General features: G+C 53.1%; 16 protein-coding genes and 1 pseudogene. 13 read left to right on the top strand and 4 right to left on the bottom strand.

Annotated elements, in window-relative coordinates; genetic code table 11:
* The first annotated feature begins 513 nt into the window (after positions 1–513).
* Complete coding sequence (locus DB48_RS18735; protein ID WP_041511713.1) at positions 514–2,001, top strand: MATE family efflux transporter; 1,488 nt, start codon at positions 514–516, stop codon at positions 1,999–2,001.
* A gap of 159 nt (positions 2,002–2,160) precedes the next feature.
* Here the strand turns inward: DB48_RS18735 and DB48_RS18730 are convergent, their stop codons facing one another.
* The gene (locus DB48_RS18730; protein ID WP_041511712.1) at positions 2,161–2,406 is read right to left on the bottom strand and encodes a DUF2986 domain-containing protein; all 246 of its coding nucleotides are present in this window, start codon (positions 2,404–2,406) and stop codon (positions 2,161–2,163) included.
* A gap of 133 nt (positions 2,407–2,539) precedes the next feature.
* On the opposite strand from DB48_RS18730, the gene yqfB reads away from it, so the two are divergent.
* On the top strand, positions 2,540–2,863 hold the full coding sequence (yqfB, locus tag DB48_RS18725) for a N(4)-acetylcytidine aminohydrolase (protein WP_041511711.1): 324 nt from the start codon (positions 2,540–2,542) through the stop codon (positions 2,861–2,863).
* A 51-nt stretch (positions 2,864–2,914) separates the two neighbouring features.
* Positions 2,915–3,559, top strand: a complete 645-nt coding sequence (locus DB48_RS18720; RefSeq protein WP_041511710.1) for an esterase/lipase family protein — start codon at positions 2,915–2,917, stop codon at positions 3,557–3,559.
* Between the two features lie 39 nt (positions 3,560–3,598).
* Here DB48_RS18720 and DB48_RS18715 read toward each other — a convergent pair whose 3' ends face one another.
* Positions 3,599–4,057, bottom strand: coding sequence for a hypothetical protein (locus DB48_RS18715; RefSeq protein WP_052813867.1), 459 nt, complete (start codon positions 4,055–4,057; stop codon positions 3,599–3,601).
* Between the two features lie 239 nt (positions 4,058–4,296).
* On the opposite strand from DB48_RS18715, the gene DB48_RS18710 reads away from it, so the two are divergent.
* From DB48_RS18710 to DB48_RS18695, 4 genes and pseudogenes are all read left to right on the top strand, one after another.
* Positions 4,297–5,031: a DUF1538 domain-containing protein gene (locus DB48_RS18710; protein WP_041511709.1), complete on the top strand. Its 735-nt coding sequence runs from the start codon at positions 4,297–4,299 to the stop codon at positions 5,029–5,031.
* Positions 5,031–5,818 (top strand): annotated as a pseudogene (locus tag DB48_RS18705) (DUF1538 domain-containing protein). The gene DB48_RS18710 and the pseudogene DB48_RS18705 overlap by 1 nt, the downstream one beginning before the upstream one ends.
* Positions 5,808–6,158 (top strand): P-II family nitrogen regulator, encoded by a 351-nt coding sequence (locus DB48_RS18700; protein WP_041511708.1) that lies wholly within the window; start codon positions 5,808–5,810, stop codon positions 6,156–6,158. The pseudogene DB48_RS18705 and the gene DB48_RS18700 overlap by 11 nt, the downstream one beginning before the upstream one ends.
* On the top strand, positions 6,155–6,559 hold the full coding sequence (locus DB48_RS18695; RefSeq protein ID WP_041511707.1) for a CBS domain-containing protein: 405 nt from the start codon (positions 6,155–6,157) through the stop codon (positions 6,557–6,559). The genes DB48_RS18700 and DB48_RS18695 overlap by 4 nt, the downstream gene beginning before the upstream one ends.
* Positions 6,560–6,619: 60 nt before the next feature.
* On the opposite strand, the gene DB48_RS18690 is transcribed toward DB48_RS18695, so the two are convergent.
* Positions 6,620–6,976: a glutathione S-transferase N-terminal domain-containing protein gene (locus DB48_RS18690; protein ID WP_041511706.1), complete on the bottom strand. Its 357-nt coding sequence runs from the start codon at positions 6,974–6,976 to the stop codon at positions 6,620–6,622.
* A 212-nt stretch (positions 6,977–7,188) separates the two neighbouring features.
* Entirely contained in the window at positions 7,189–10,506 is a 3,318-nt protein-coding gene (locus DB48_RS18685) for a DUF748 domain-containing protein (protein WP_041511705.1), read from the bottom strand.
* Positions 10,507–10,676: 170 nt separating this feature from the next.
* On the opposite strand from DB48_RS18685, the gene DB48_RS18680 reads away from it, so the two are divergent.
* From DB48_RS18680 to DB48_RS18655, 6 genes are all read left to right on the top strand, one after another.
* The gene (locus DB48_RS18680) at positions 10,677–11,669 is read left to right on the top strand and encodes an FAD-binding oxidoreductase (protein WP_041511704.1); all 993 of its coding nucleotides are present in this window, start codon (positions 10,677–10,679) and stop codon (positions 11,667–11,669) included.
* Between the two features lie 125 nt (positions 11,670–11,794).
* Positions 11,795–12,226 carry a GNAT family N-acetyltransferase gene (locus DB48_RS18675; RefSeq protein ID WP_041511703.1) on the top strand — a complete coding sequence of 144 codons (432 nt, stop codon included), beginning with the start codon at positions 11,795–11,797 and terminating at the stop codon, positions 12,224–12,226.
* Between the two features lie 72 nt (positions 12,227–12,298).
* Positions 12,299–13,003 (top strand): hypothetical protein, encoded by a 705-nt coding sequence (locus DB48_RS18670; protein WP_041511702.1) that lies wholly within the window; start codon positions 12,299–12,301, stop codon positions 13,001–13,003.
* A gap of 183 nt (positions 13,004–13,186) precedes the next feature.
* The gene (locus DB48_RS18665; RefSeq protein WP_041511701.1) at positions 13,187–13,537 is read left to right on the top strand and encodes a VOC family protein; all 351 of its coding nucleotides are present in this window, start codon (positions 13,187–13,189) and stop codon (positions 13,535–13,537) included.
* A gap of 3 nt (positions 13,538–13,540) precedes the next feature.
* Positions 13,541–13,888 (top strand): 5-carboxymethyl-2-hydroxymuconate Delta-isomerase, encoded by a 348-nt coding sequence (locus DB48_RS18660; protein ID WP_041511700.1) that lies wholly within the window; start codon positions 13,541–13,543, stop codon positions 13,886–13,888.
* 81 nt (positions 13,889–13,969) lie between these two features.
* Positions 13,970–14,734, top strand: coding sequence for a substrate-binding periplasmic protein (locus tag DB48_RS18655; protein WP_041511699.1), 765 nt, complete (start codon positions 13,970–13,972; stop codon positions 14,732–14,734).
* The last annotated feature ends 255 nt before the right edge of the window (positions 14,735–14,989 follow it).

Raw genomic sequence — 14,989 nt, 5'->3', positions numbered from 1 at the left:
GGCTTTTATATAGAATAACTATACTCCAAGCCTCATGCCGCGATTTGAACGTGCTCAATTAGAACAAAATTTGTTCTCAAAAGGTCAACAGGCCCTAGGGCCTGTTGACCTTTGCCGTTTGTTTTTGCAGCAGTTTGAAGGTGATTTATACAAGGCAGAGCCTGTGTTGTGTAGTATCCTACACAAATTGGCGATAACGCCGTAGAAATGGCCTACAAACGCTGCCCAACGGGTTCATCTAAACGCGCGCTGCACTTTATGCAAGGCTTCCTGCCTTTCACCGCAGGCGGTCAGCGACGCTGTTAGAAATCGTTCCAGACGATTTCTTTGTTGTTCGCCATTCACATAGAGTAACTATGCTTCATGGCTCTCGCCTCGCGCAAAACGCGTTTAGATTGAACAAAAATTAAACTTGAAAGATCAACAGGCCCTAGTGTTTGTGAGCCTATTAAGAATGCGCGCGCTTAGCGTTAGCGCAGCCAGAAATAGAAAAACCAGTAATGAGAGGACGTTATGACCACGGCTAAGTTTGTTCAGGGCTCTATCATGCGCCATATTTGGGTGATGAGCTCGACCGCCGCCATTGGCATCTCGGCCTTGTTTGTGGTGGATTTGATCGATATCTTCTTCCTCAGTCTGCTGGGGGAGCAGGAACTGGCCGCGGCGGTAGGATACGCGGGCACCATCTCTTTCTTCACCACCTCCATCGGCATAGGGCTCTCTATCGCCCTCGGCGCCCTGGTTTCTCGCGCCGTGGGGGCCAAAGAGTTTGAGCTGGCCAAACGCTTGCTGCTCAATAGCGCCGTGGTGACTGTGCTGGTGGCCTCACTGGTCGCCTTAATCGTCACCTGCTTTATCCCCGAGCTGCTTACCCTGGTGGGAGCAACCGGCCGCACCGGTGAACTGGCCGCGGGTTACCTCTATATTCTCGTGCCCTCAATGCCCATCATCTGTCTGGCGATGGCCCTGGGGGCGGCGCTCAGGGCGGTGGGTGACGCCAAGCTCTCCATGATGTCGACCCTGACCGGGGGCGGCGTCAATCTGGTGTTCGATCCTATCTTCATCTTCCTGCTCGCCATGGGGATAGAGGGCGCGGCGCTGGCCTCCGTGCTGGCACGACTGGCTGTACTGCTGGTGGCCGCGAGGGGCGTGGTGGTCAAGCATAAGCTGTTTGGCCGTTTCGATCTCACCGCCTTCAAGGAAGACATTAAGCCCATTTTTGCCATCGCGGGACCCGCGATGATGACCAACATCGCCACGCCGATAGGCAATGCCGTGGTGACCCGAGCCATCGCCGAATTTGGCGATAGTTATGTAGCGGCCTGGGCCGTGCTGGGCAGGCTGACGCCCGTGGCCTTTGGCATGATCTTCGCCCTCAGCGGCGCCATAGGCCCTATCGTCGGGCAGAACTTTGGTGCGCGGGAATTTGATCGGGTGAAGCAGAGTCTGACCAAGGCGCTGCAATTTTGCGCCCTGTATGTGGTATCTGTCTCGCTGCTGTTGATGCTGCTGCAGGAGCAGATAGTGCAACTTTTTGCCATGCAGGGGGAGAGCGCCGAGTTGATCCGCTTCTTCTGCCGCTACATTGCCGTCTTCTTTGTGTTCTCCGGGGCCTTGTTTGTCGCCAACGCCTCCTTTAATAATCTGGGTAAGGCCAAGTACTCGACCCTGTTTAACGTGGGTAAGGCGACCCTGGGTACCATTCCCTTCGTCTATTATGGCGGCCAGCTGGGGGGCGTAGAAGGCGTGCTAATCGGTCAGGTGCTAGGGGCTATCCTCTTCGGCGTGCTGGGTGTATTAACTGCCTATCGCTTGGTTGACAAGGTGCATGCCAATGCGGCGCTAGCGGTTAGCCAGGAGGCGCTCGATGAGGAGCTAAGCCCCAGCAGCACCAATCCACTGTCATCCTCCTGTGCCCAGATGGCGCAGATCAGTGAGGAGCAAGATTCTGAGGAGAGCAGCCGGGTGAGTGAATTGGTTACAGGTCAGGGGCGCGACTAACTGTCTTTTTTACACAAGGGATGGTTAGAACTGCTATGAAAGCGATAGAGGAAAAAACGGCGCCCTACTGGCGCCGCTTGGTAGAGGCATTAGTTATTGGCAATAGCCATTAGCATTTAGGCATTAGCCATTAAATGCATTAGCCAAAAGGCGTAAGCCTTAGCCTTGCTGCTCTGAAGCCTCTTGTTGTTCGACGTTCTCAGCTGTCACGTCTTGCTCGTCCTCAGACTTAGCGGCCTTCTCGGCGGCATTAGCCTTGGCGGCGGCTTCGGCCTGCTCCTGGGCCAGCATCTTGGCGCGATCGCCTTTTGAGATATATTTCTTTACTGTCGGCGGCGTATGTTTGTTGTGACGGGCTTTGGCGCGCTTTGCCGTCTTCTTCAGCATCTTTTGTTTCTTGTTCATACTTCCACCCAGGTGTTTGATTCAGATAATATGTGGACTTTACGGGGTTGCCCGTCGGGTAACCCAAACCGGGGGCGGATTTTAACCTAATCCGCACGCTGGGGCTATAGGCGAGTGTTGAGATAGAGGAATTATGAGTCGTATAAGCTGTGATGCCAAGATCACCTTCTTTGAGCGCTTTGAGGCCGATATTTTAAGTGGCGCTAAAACCATCACCTTGAGGGATGAGAGCGAGTCGCACTTTCGCGTCGGCGATCGTCTGTCGGTATCGACCTTCGAAACCGACAGGCATTTTTGTGATATTCAGGTGGTGCGGGTCGAAGAGCTCGCCTTCGATGCCTTAAACCAGCGCCATGCCGCGCAAGAGAACATGACGCTGGCGCAGTTAAAGGCGGTGATCACCGAGATATATGGCGAGATTAAAACCTTGTATCTTATCGAATATCGTTTGCTGTAGGTCAGCGATGTAGGCGCCGTCTTGGCAAGGAAGAGAAGGAGTCGCTTTACTATGCAGCCGCTTAATGAATCTGTAGTCTTGCTTCATGGCCTGGCGCGCAGCAGGGCCTCGATGGAGAAGATGGCGAATGCTCTGTCGGCCAAGGGTTACCAATGCGTGAATATGGGCTATCCCTCGACTCAGTTTGATATCGAGACGCTGGCCGGTGAGCATATCGACAAGGCGCTGTCAGCGTGCCGTGGAGATAAAATTCACTTTGTCACTCACTCTATGGGCGGCATCCTGGTGCGCCAGTACCTGAGTCAACATGCCTTGCCAGCCCTTGGCCGGGTGGTGATGCTTGGCCCTCCGAATGGCGGCAGTGAGGTGGTGGATCGCCTGAGGAAGATGCCAGGGTTTAGGCTGGTTAATGGTCCTGCGGGGATGCAACTGGGCACAGAAGCGTGCAGCGTGCCGAATCGTCTCGGTAAGGCTGATTTTGACCTTGGGGTGATTGCCGGCAATCGCAGCGTTAACCTGCTGCTCTCGACCCTATTGCCTGGCCCCAACGATGGCAAGGTCACCGTGGCGCGCACTCGGCTCAAGGGGATGAGGGATCATATCAGCCTGGCGGTAACTCATCCCTTCATGATGAATAACGCCAGGGTGATTGCCCAGACGGCGCATTTCTTGGCTCACGGATGCTTTAAGCCTTGAGCGCTTGCGGATGAACTCTGCCCCTTTTCTGGCAGGTTTTTAGCCCTTGTCGGCGAATTTGCTGATATCGGCGTCGGTGGCGCCATCGTTGCACTCGCCGCGGATCTCTCCGCGTCCCACCTCTATGATACGGCTCAGTTCCAGATAGCCTTCGCGGCAGTAGCCTGTCATGGTGATGGTCTTCTCCAGGCCAAGTTCTATCTGCTCGGTCCAACGCCTCAGATCTGGCTCATAGATGGAGCGTTTCTTGCTCCCCGAGCGTTTCATCTTCTCTATCTGACGTACTCGCTGCATGTGTGGCTGTTCTAGGGTGGGCAGCTCGGCGTACTTCACCTTGTAGGTAAACAGCTTGATGCCGTCGCCCTTGATTGAGGTCTGGAAGGTATCTTCTACACGAACCTTAAAATCATCGACATCGCGTTTGCTGGCGCAGCCGACAAGGCTAAGCATAGCGGTGAGAAGCACAGTGGTGGTAAGTAGTGGGGAAGGCATCGGCATCTTATTATCTTTATTTTTAGTCGAAGGTTAGCATTTGTGACAGGCCGAGCATAACCCAATTGCCAGGGGAGATCACCCCAGGTTACATGACTTTACCTAAATTGACTTTGGCTGAGTAACTTGAACTGGCTCACGTAAATAGGGTGAGATGTGAGAAAATTGTTGTTATTTGTTAGCGTCTTGGCACACTCAAGGTAAGGGGAAATGTGTTAGGAGATCCCCTGCGCTAAGGAGTTTGCATGTCGGCCTTGATCAGCCTGTTTCGTTCATTACTCGGCAGTTTTCGGGATCTGGTGCCCATCATCTGTGTGGTGGCCTTCTTCGAGATCTTCGTGCTGCATCAGGCTCCGGCTAATCTGGCCGAGATCCTCCTCGGGCTGGTATTTATCGTCTTCGGTTTGACCTTCTTTGTCTTTGGGCTCGAGATGGGCCTGTTTCCCATTGGTGAGTCTCTGGCTCAGGCGCTGGCGCGTAAGGGCAGCGTTTTCTGGTTAGTTGTTTTCTCCTTCTCGCTGGGTTTCGGCACCACACTGGCGGAGCCCGCCTTGACGGCAGTAGCGAATGAGGCCGCCGAGGTGGCGGCTAATGCCGGCGCCATAGCGTCGAGCAGTGATGCCATGGAGCGCTATGCCATGGGGCTCAGGCTGACGGTGGCCATCTCGGTGGGGCTGGCGATTCTGCTCGGGGTGATCCGTATTCTCAAGGGCTGGCCTATTCATTATTTAATCATAGGTGGCTATGTGTGTGTCATGGTGTTAACCGCCTTTGCGCCAGAGAACATCATAGGTATCGCCTATGATTCTGGTGGCGTGACCACCTCGACCATTACCGTCCCCTTGGTGACCGCCCTGGGGGTCGGTTTGGCCAGTGTGATTAAGGGGCGTAATCCCATGTTGGATGGCTTTGGGCTGATCGCCTTTGCCAGCCTGACGCCGATGATCTTCGTTTTACTCTACGGCATGTGGGTGTTGTGATGACTTATCTGAGCGAGATGTTAAATACCCTGATGTTGACGGCCCGGGATGTGGTGCCGATAGCCGTCATCTTATTCGGCTTTCAGCTTGGGGTACTCAAGCGGGCGGTTGCCAATTGGCGCCGGGTGCTGCTGGGATTTGTCTATGTGATCATAGGGCTCAGCCTGTTCTTGGTGGGGCTCGACTGGCGCTGTTTCCCATAGGGCAAAGCATGGCCAGCCAGCTGACCTCGCCCGATTTTCTCCACCCTGAGGGCGGCGATACGCCTTTTATCTGGCAAGACTATTTCTGGGTCTACCTGTTTGCCGCGGCTATTGGTTTTAGTACCACGATTGCCGAGCCCTCACTCATCGCCGTGGCGATCAAGGCCAACGAGGTCTCGGGTGGCGCCATCGGCATACAGGGACTCAGGATCTCTGTGGCTATCGGCGTGGCCATGGGGATAGCCCTCGGCTGTTTTCGCATCGTGGTGGGCGATCCCATTCATTACTACATCATGGCGGGTTATGTGCTGGTGGTGATTCAGACCTATTATGCCCCTAAGATGATAGTGCCTCTGGCCTACGATTCGGGCGGGGTGACTACCTCGACAGTGACCGTGCCGCTGGTGGCGGCGCTTGGCCTGGGGCTAGCCACCAATGTGGCGGGGCGCGACCCGCTTATCGATGGCTTCGGCCTGATTGCCTTTGCCAGCCTGTTTCCTATGATCACTGTGATGGGCTACGCCCAGTTAGTCGAATTCTTAAGTCAGCGAAAATCCGCTAAGGAGCGAGACCATGCGCTTTAAACTTATCGTCGCCTTCGTCGATGAAACTTGTACCGATACCGTGCTCGATGCGGCGAGAGAGGCGGGCGCCACGGGAGCGACAGTCATTAATCATGCCCGCGGTGAAGGGCTGGAGAAGAAGAAGACCTTCATGGGCCTGGGTCTGGATATACAGCGGGACGTGATCCTCTGGTTGGTAGAGGAGCACATGAGCCGCAGCATCTTGGAAACCATTTGTCGGGTAGGGGAGTTTGAGACGAACCCTGGGCAGGGGATTGCCATACAGATAGATGTGGAGGACGCCGTCGGTGTCGCCCATCAGGTGGAAAAACTCAGCAAAGAGATTGAGGATCAATTATGAAACCAAGCAGGCTAATTAAGAACAGCGACGTCATGAAAGACAGCTATGTGATGGTCGATGGTCTGCATACCGTGGCCGAGGCGATCAAGCTGGCGGTGGGCAACGATGTCAGCATGTTGCTGGTGAACAAGCGTCATGAACACGATGAATACGGCATGGTGCTGATGAGCGATATCGCCCGCAAGGTGTTGGCCAAAGATAAGTCGCCAGAGCGGGTCAATGTCTATGAGATCATGATTAAACCTGTGCTGTCGGTACACGCCGACATGGACATTCGTTATACCGCCAGATTGTTCGAACGCTTCGGCATCAACAAGGCGCCGGTGATCGAGGCGGGTAAGATCTTAGGGGTGGTGACCTATCACGACATAGTGCTCAAGGGGATGTTGCCCCATCTGTAGCGCCTTGAGCCAGCCAATAAAAAGGGCACCCTAGGGTGCCCGCGGTGCTTAAGCATAAGCTTAGGCGAAACGCTTATTGAGATAGTCTATGATATCCGAGGATTCATACATCCACTGAGTCTCTCCGGCCTCTTCGATACGCAGGCAAGGCACCTTAGCCAGGCCACCTTGCTGTACTAGGGTCTGTTGATGCTCGTCCTGCTTGGCATCGACCGTGACGATATTCAGCCCCTGGCGACGAATGGCGCGGCGCACCTTTACACAGAAGGGACAGGCCGCGTATTGGTATAGCGCAAGTCCTTGTGTCTGCTCGTCCACTCTTGCCTGCTCCGCTAGCGGACGCTGACGCTTCTTAGGGGTAAAAACAAAATTCAGAAACAGGATAATGCGGCCTAATACCCAGCGAACAATAAACATTAACGACTCCTAGAAAATTTTGATGGGGCGGATTCTAACGCAAGCGTGATGGAGATCAAAGCCTTGTCGCAAACTGAGACCTTTCCCTATATTCTCATCGCTATATTTGTCCAGGTGTTTAGCCTTCTGCATGAGTAGCATGTAGAGAAAAAACGGCTAAGCCTGGGCTTAACCGTTTTTATCTTACTTAAATGACTTGGGGTTATTCGCGGTTATTCGGCGCTCAGGGTCAGTAGTGCCTGAGATGCACTGGTGTCGAGGGCCGCCTGACTGTCGAGCACGAATACCCGGCCCGCTTCGATGTTGGCCTGTTCGATCAGATATTGCTTCACCGCCAGCGCTCGTTGCTGCGCCAACTGACCCAGGGCGTTATCGTCAAGCTGCTGCGCCGAGACCAGGTAGTTATATAGCGCAATATGCCAGCGGGTTTGTAACTCCTCTTGGCTTATTTCCTGCTGCGCCTGTTGCTGTTTGATCTCCTTGAGTACTTCGTCTGGATCTTTTTGCAGCGTCTTCTGGTACAGGGCCTTTAGCGCATCAGATAATATACCCGTGGTGGGGAAGGTACTGGCCGTGAGCCCCTTTGGCAGTTGCGCCTCGGTAAACTTGGCATCATCGAGCTGCGCCTCAACGACCAGCGCCTGATGCAGCTTGGCCGTCATTAAGGCCTGACTGTCGTTGATGAGATCCACGGCGCCCTTGGCGCTGACGGTGAGCTTGGGCCTGTCGGCTAGTCCCTTGGCCAGCTTGCTCAGTAGTGTCTGACTCTCGTCAGGGAGTATCGCCAAGCCTGGCGTAAAGGCGACCTTATCCAGCTCATCGTCTGAGCCGAGCAGGCCGGCCAACAGGCTGAACGGGGCGGTAACAGCCTTAGTGATCACATTGGTAAAGGCGGTGGCGATGATGCTGCCGAAGCTAAAACTAGGCTCGTTAAGATCGCCAGAGACCTGCAGGCCAAGGTCGATAACTCCGTGTCTGTCTTGTAGCAGGGCGATGGCCAGGGTGACAGGCAGCGAGGTCGCCAGGCTAGAATTACTCTTCTTACCCAGCTGCAGCTGATCCACCACCAGATGGTTGTCACCCACCAACTGGTTGTTTTCCAATTGGTATTTAAGGTCCAGCGACATCAACCCCTTGTCTATATAGTAACCTGCGTAGGTGCCTGAATAGGGGTTCACCGAGGTCAGCTCCACATGCTTAAAGCTAAGGTCCAGATCCAGGTAAGGCTGCTCAAGTAGGGGATTGATCTCGCCCTTCAAGACAACCGGGGCGTATCTGTCAATCTTGCCCTTGATGTCTACGCTGGCGGCCTTATCACTGCTCGAGGAGAGATTGGCGATATTGCCTTCGAGTTGCTCTATACCGGCGGCGAAGTTAGGGGTGAGCGAATTATCGGCAAAGAAGGTTGAGCCATCTTTGAACACTATCTTGTTGATGCTGAGCGCCATCGACTTGCCTGCATCGCCTTCCTTGTCACTCGTTTGTTCAGCCTTTGCCGCTTTGGCGCTCGTTGGTTTGGCGCTATCTCGCTTAGTCTTATCAGGCTTCGCCTGATCAGACATAGCCTCTTCAGGCGCCGCCTGGGCGACCAGCAGATCCTGGAAGTTGGTGGTGCGATCTTCGTTGATCAGTATACGCCCGTATGGCTTGTTCAGGGTGACTCGGTCGATTGCCAGACGATTGGCCTGTTTATCGAAGCTGAGTTGGTTGAGATCCAGCTGTTGCCACTCTACCAGTGTCTTGTTGGCCTTGAGGTCTTTGACCTGAAGATCGTCTACCTGGAGTGTACCTTCATAGGTCAATTGCCCCTGCGCATCCGCGATGAGTTGTCCCTGGGTGGCGAGACGGCCATCGTCAATTTTGATGTTAACAAAAGGCGCGAGGTAGGTCTGGAACCAGCCAAGCCCCAGTCCCTTGAGCGACACATCGGCTTTGACCTGCTTGGAAAGGGCGTCGATTTGGCCCTGAGTTTGTACCTTGGCACTTTGGTTGATGGCTAACGCCAGTTGATAGTCGATGGGTTGACTCAGGCTTTCATCTATCGCGCCTGTGGTCAGCTCAAGCTCGCCAATCTGCCACAGGTTTTCATCTTTAAAGAGCTGCTCGGTGAGGTTGAGCCGATAGTTGCTTAGCTCGATTTTTGCCAGCCTGGCGTGCCAGCCTGACGCCTCAGTGCTGTCAACGGCTTGCTCAGCCGTCTGCTCAGCAGCATTAACCTCAATCTCAGCTTCGGCCACTTGTTCACTGCTGGCCTGGCTGGCTGTCGTTTCGTTGGAACTGGTTTCGCTAGTGCTCGTTGCGTTAGAGCTCGTTTGGTTAGCGCTTGTTTCGGTAGCGTTTGTGTCAGAGGACGTCGCTTCAACAGCACTTGCCTTAGGGGTTAACAGGGCGGCGAGATCTATGCCCTTATCATCTAGTCTGGCGTTGACCGTAAGATCGCTCGAGGTCAGGGCGGCCAGATCCACACGCTGTTGGCCCAGATCTGCCTCTATGCCTGTGAGGGCAAAACGCCCAAGGGTGATAAGCTCGCGCTGCTCGTGGCTGATCTGCAGCTGATTAAAGCTGAGCTCGCCGGCGCTGGTGCTGGCCTCTAGCTTGTCGCCTTCCTGAGCGACACGGTACTCAGTGGCGAAATCCACATAGCCCTTGTCCAGGGAGACATGAAAAGCGTCGGCAACAAAGGCCCAAAGCTGGGGCAGATCGATGTGACTCAGGCTGATATCACCAACAAGCTCGAATGGGGTGAGCTGTACCTGTCCCTTGAGGGCAATTTTACCGCCACGGTCGCTATGGAACTCCATGTGGTAGCGGTTTGCCTTAGCCTCCGCATTGCTGTTGGTGCCTTTCTTGTCGGCTTTGCTGTCATTCTCATTGTGTTGGTCTTGGTCATTAATTCTGGTGCCCACAATGGGATTATGGGAGTCGAAGCTGGCAACCTTGAGGTTGACCTTGGGGTAACTCACCTCTCCTCGTGTTATCTCATCGGCCAGATGCAGGTTGGCATCGACGATTGCCAGGTTCTTGAGGATAAAATGGGGAATAGTGCCATTGCCTTCGACTTCTGGTTCGGCTTGAGGGCTATTTTGCGCCAGCGTTTCCAGGATATCGGTGAAATTAAACCTCAGCGCCTGCTCGCTCTTTAGACGCTTAACCTCGGCATGGGGATTTTCCAGCGTGATGTCGCTAAGACTCAGGCCTTGCTGAAATAGCGAGTCCCAAAACTGGATATTGAGTCCCAATCGCTTAAAGCCGACGAAGGCCTGGTCGTCCTTCTCCTTGATGGCAAAATCAGTGAGTTCGACCTCTAGGCTAAAGGGGTTTATCTTGACCTCCCCGAGGGAGACGGGTCTTAAGATCTGATCCGACAGCTGCTTAGGAATTTGCTGGGTTAACAGGTAAGGAAGCAGTAGACCCAGTAACAGGGTCCATGTTAAATACAGGGTAATTGAGATACCAATATACCTTTGATATTTAGGCAGCTGTTTGTATTTTTGTCCGAGTTGAGCAAAAAATGATGGGACGGAAGACATAATGACCTTAATGACGTTGTAGACGAACTGAAAAGATTCAAAGAAGGGGGGACGGCGAGTCCTATCCGCACGTTTGTGAACCAGTCGCTATAATTTTAGTAGGTTTATTATCGATAATGAACGGCTAAACATAAAATTTATTTAAATTTCTACGAGATAAATCGACATATATGACAACATTTTACCTCGACGGTCAGGCATTTGAGGCTAAGGCCGGTGAGTCGGTATTAGACACCCTGATACGCCATGGTCAGCGGGTCAATTATTCCTGTAAGAAGGGCGTGTGTAAAACCTGTCTGCTGCAACATGTCGATGGCGAAATGGCGATCGGGGCCCAGCGTGGTCTGACGCTTGGGCTCAAGCAGCGTCACTATCTCTGCTCCTGTCAGTGTAAGCCCACCCCAGCCTTGCGTCTCAAGTCTATCCTGCCGCAGGATCTTTTTGTCGGCGCCAAGATCCAGGAGAAGCAGTTTATCAACGAGGCCGTGGTACGCGTCCGCCTGGCGTTAGACGAACCCTTGCAGCACCACCCGGGGCAGTACATCAACTTACGACGCTTCGACGGCCTGACCCGCAGCTATTCGCCTACCAGTCTGCCGGATGAGCCTTTTCTCGAGCTGCACGTGAGGCGCAAATATAATGGGCAGTTCAGCGACTGGCTGTATCACCATGCGGGGATCGGAGAGAAATTGCTGGTGCAGGGACCGCTGGGGAGTCGCTATTACCGCAGCGCCTATCGTGATGCCAAGCTGATCATCGTCGCCTTCGGCAGTGGTCTTGGTGTGGCCCATGCCATGCTGATGCATGCGCTAGCACAGGGGCATCAGGGGGAGATCTTCCTCTATGTCGGCGCCCGGGATGATAACGATCTCTATCTGCATCCTAAGCTGCTTAAGATGATGCTGGAACATCGTCAGTTTCACTATCAGGCCTGCATCACGGGGCAGAGTGAGAGCAAGGGGCGGCGGGTGATCCATGCCAATCCCTTTAGCGAGGCGCTCAAGTGTCACCAATTCGACCGTCAGCAACACTTGTTTCTTTGCGGCGAGCCGGGCCTGGTCAACGAGAGCCGGGAGATTGCCTTTCTCAATGGATTTCCCATCGAACGTATCCACAGCCTGTCGTTCGAGTACAAAGATCTGCGCAAACGTCCCAGAGGGTAGACTTAGGTCGGAGTAACAATGGACTGTTATTTTAATCCTGATATGATAACATCAACTAAATCATAAGGATGTAACTGTATTTGTCGCCCCTCATCCTAGGCGAATACAGATTTCAAGGACGGAATATGCTGATACGAATTGCAATTGAAGATGATTTGAACCTGCTGACACCTCTGTTTGACCGTTATCGTCAGAGCTTGGGGCAAGCGTCTGCCTTGGCCGACAGTGGCGAGTTCCTACAGGCTCGTCTGCATGAGAATGATTCGGTGATCTTCATTGCTCAGGTAGCCCTTGAGATCGTCGGTTTTATTCAGCTCTACCCCTCCTTTTCTTCGCGCCTGCTCAAGCCCGTTTGGTATTTTGACGACCTCTATGTCGAGGAGGCCTTTCGCCATCAAGGTATCGCCACCCGTCTGGTTGAGAAAGCCAAGGAGCTGGCCGATGAGACCAATGTGATGGCGGTGCGCCGCGAACACCTCAGCGGCGACGGCTTCATCTACATTGATGAATGTGACACGAGCGCAGTGTTTGCCGAGCAGGCGGCTAACCAATACTAATAGGCTGTCTTCAGGGATTTTGCTTGTGGTAAGATAGCGCCGTTTTTTTGTCTTATCCTTGGAGATAAATCGGTGAATAAGAGTCTTATCACTAATTTACTGGCTGCCCTGTTGGTAGTCTGCGGCTATCTTTTTCAGCAAGCTATCGTTTTTAGTATCGGCCTGTTTGCCCTGTCGGGGGCGGTCACCAACTGGCTGGCGATCCATATGTTATTCGAGAAGGTGCCAGGCCTCTATGGCAGCGGCGTGGTGCCGGCGCGCTTCGAGGAGTTTAAGGCGGGCATCGCCCATCTGATGATGGAGCAGTTTTTTACCAACGAGAATATCGATAAGTTCCTGTCACAGCAGGGGGGCAGTGTGGCTCATATCAATCTGGAGCCTGTCATCGAGAAGGTGGATATGTCGCCTGCCTTCGACGCCCTGGTGACCACGGTAGAGCAGTCCTCATTCGGTGGCATGCTGACCATGTTTGGCGGCACGGAGGCGATAGCGCCACTCAAAGAGCCTTTCATCAACAAGATGAAGACCTCCTTGGTCGAGCTGACCCAGAGTGATGATTTCTATGAACTGCTGAAGAATGAGATAGAGCAGCCCGACGTGTTGGCGGATCTCAGAGCCAAGGTGAAGAGCATTGTGGATCAGCGCCTTGCCGAACTGACCCCTCAGCTGGTGAAAGAGATAGTGCAGCAGATGATCAAACAGCACTTAGGCTGGCTGGTGGTTTGGGGCGGTGTCTTCGGTGGTCTCATTGGCCTGCTGGCGGCATTGCTGGGCTAGGTTGAAGACGAATAAAAAAGGGAGCCAGGCTCCCTTTTTTATTGCCTATAATCTGAGCTATGGCGCTGCCCCTCTAGATTTAACACTCGCTTTACTTTTAGATAGGGGGTAGATTTAAAAAGCGAGACTTGGCTCACATTGATGGGCTAAACCTAACAACGATAGTCACTGCAAGGAAATGCAATGAATCAAGACCAGACCATCAACTATATCGAGATCCCCGTGAAGGATATCGCCGTGACCAAGGCATTCTTTGGCAAGGTGTTCGGCTGGCAGTTTGAAGATTATGGCCCCGAATACAGCTGTTTTACCAACGCGGGGATTGCTGGTGGATTTTTCCTGTCGGATAAAAGTTTCGATATCGCCTCCGGCACGCCGTTAATCGTCATCTATGCCAAGGCGCTAGAGGTGTGTCTGACCACGGTTGCCGATGCGGGCGCCTTGATCACTCAGGAGATCTTCTCGTTTCCTGGCGGGCGTCGTTTTCATTTTAAGGACCCAAACGGTAACGAGTTTGCGGTATGGTCAGAGTAACAGATGCCTCATTGTATCCTTGAATATAGTGCGCCTGTGGCGCAGCAACTAGCCATCGACACCCTGGTGGCCTTGGTGCATCGTGGCGCTATCGAGAGTGAGCTGTTTGAGCCTGCCAGTATCAAGTCTCGGGCCTATTGTGCCGAGCATTACCGTGTCGGTGAGGCCGAAGGGGCCGATTTTATTCATATCACGCTTAAAATCATGCCCGGTCGCACCGGTGAACAGAAGCAGCATCTGATGCAGTGTGTCGATCGCCAGATCGCTTCGTTGTGCGCCTCTGTATCCAGCATCACCATGGAGGTGTTGGATATCGAACGTGAGCACTATTTTAAACGGCTAAATGATTAAACGATTAAATGGCTGAAGAGCCTAGTCTTTATCAGGAGTAGTATGGTCAATGGGAGATGGAGTCCCAGGAGTCATTCTTGAATGCAGCTTACCAAGGCCTTGATGTTGGTGGCGGGCTTACTCGCCGCGCCGCCGGTTTACGCCGAAGACGAGCAGACGATGCGGGTTTGCGTCGATCACTATCCGCCGTTTCAAATTCTTGAGGGTGAGCATGAGCCTATCGGTGAGAATATCGCCGCGCTCGAGCTGTTTGCGCATCTGTTGCAGCGTCATTTAACCTTTATCTCCAGCCCCAATTTCGCCCGTTGTCTGCATATGCTAGAGCAGGGCAGCGCCGATGTGGTGGCCGGGATATATGCCAAGCCTGAGCGGGCGGCCTATAGCCATTTTCTACCCTATCGCGATGACGGCCGATTCGTCTTCATCAGTCAGCGTGAACTGGCGAGTGTGAACGACTATGAGGACCTGAGGCCGCTCTCCATCGGCGTATCGCGAGAAACAGAGTATTTTGACCGTTTCGACAAGGATGATCGCCTGAATAAGGTGGAGACCAACGATGTGATCTCGGCAACCAACATGCTACTCAAGGGACGCTTCGAGCTGCTGATCGTCTCCGAGGTAGTATTGCCGAGCCTGAGGGCGCGTTTTCGCGATTTTGACGACAAGCTTAGGGTACATCCCTATTGCCATGAGGAGCATCGCCAGGTCTATTTTGGCGTGAGTAAAAGACACCAAATGGGGATCCCTATGGATAAGATGCAGGAAATCATCACTCAGGCCTATGAAGAGGGGCGCTTCATGCAGGCGGTCGAGCAGTTTGCCACCCAGCACCTGGAACACTATTGATTTACCAACATGAATCATACCAATCGTAATGAACAATTGATCATTCTAGCCTGTTAAAACGCTCGATAACTGTATTAGTATTTTTAATTATAGAATAACGACTTATCTAAAAATCCTGCTTTGTTTTCAAGCGTTTTTTCTGCGCTATTTCTGATCACATGTTTACTGTGATTGGTATAACACGAGTGAACGAAAGCGTGCCAATAAAAAAGAGACCTTAAGGTCTCTTTTTTATTGGACTTTCTGTCGCATTTT

Source organism: Shewanella sp. cp20 (genome assembly GCF_000832025.1).
GTDB lineage: Bacteria > Pseudomonadota > Gammaproteobacteria > Enterobacterales > Shewanellaceae > Shewanella.
This window is presented reverse-complemented; position numbering and strand designations above follow the sequence as displayed.

Bases quoted from the DNA above. Each gene is read 5' to 3' on its own strand.
- DB48_RS18735 (WP_041511713.1), top strand. From the start codon at position 514: ATGACCACGGCTAAGTTTGTTCAGGGCTCTATCATGCGCCATATTTGG.
- DB48_RS18730 (WP_041511712.1), bottom strand. From the start codon at position 2,406: ATGAACAAGAAACAAAAGATGCTGAAGAAGACGGCAAAGCGCGCCAAA.
- yqfB (WP_041511711.1), top strand. From the start codon at position 2,540: ATGAGTCGTATAAGCTGTGATGCCAAGATCACCTTCTTTGAGCGCTTT.
- DB48_RS18720 (WP_041511710.1), top strand. From the start codon at position 2,915: ATGCAGCCGCTTAATGAATCTGTAGTCTTGCTTCATGGCCTGGCGCGC.
- DB48_RS18715 (WP_052813867.1), bottom strand. From the start codon at position 4,057: ATGCCGATGCCTTCCCCACTACTTACCACCACTGTGCTTCTCACCGCT.
- DB48_RS18710 (WP_041511709.1), top strand. From the start codon at position 4,297: ATGTCGGCCTTGATCAGCCTGTTTCGTTCATTACTCGGCAGTTTTCGG.
- DB48_RS18700 (WP_041511708.1), top strand. From the start codon at position 5,808: ATGCGCTTTAAACTTATCGTCGCCTTCGTCGATGAAACTTGTACCGAT.
- DB48_RS18695 (WP_041511707.1), top strand. From the start codon at position 6,155: ATGAAACCAAGCAGGCTAATTAAGAACAGCGACGTCATGAAAGACAGC.
- DB48_RS18690 (WP_041511706.1), bottom strand. From the start codon at position 6,976: ATGTTTATTGTTCGCTGGGTATTAGGCCGCATTATCCTGTTTCTGAAT.
- DB48_RS18685 (WP_041511705.1), bottom strand. From the start codon at position 10,506: ATGTCTTCCGTCCCATCATTTTTTGCTCAACTCGGACAAAAATACAAA.
- DB48_RS18680 (WP_041511704.1), top strand. From the start codon at position 10,677: ATGACAACATTTTACCTCGACGGTCAGGCATTTGAGGCTAAGGCCGGT.
- DB48_RS18675 (WP_041511703.1), top strand. From the start codon at position 11,795: ATGCTGATACGAATTGCAATTGAAGATGATTTGAACCTGCTGACACCT.
- DB48_RS18665 (WP_041511701.1), top strand. From the start codon at position 13,187: ATGAATCAAGACCAGACCATCAACTATATCGAGATCCCCGTGAAGGAT.
- DB48_RS18660 (WP_041511700.1), top strand. From the start codon at position 13,541: ATGCCTCATTGTATCCTTGAATATAGTGCGCCTGTGGCGCAGCAACTA.
- DB48_RS18655 (WP_041511699.1), top strand. From the start codon at position 13,970: ATGCAGCTTACCAAGGCCTTGATGTTGGTGGCGGGCTTACTCGCCGCG.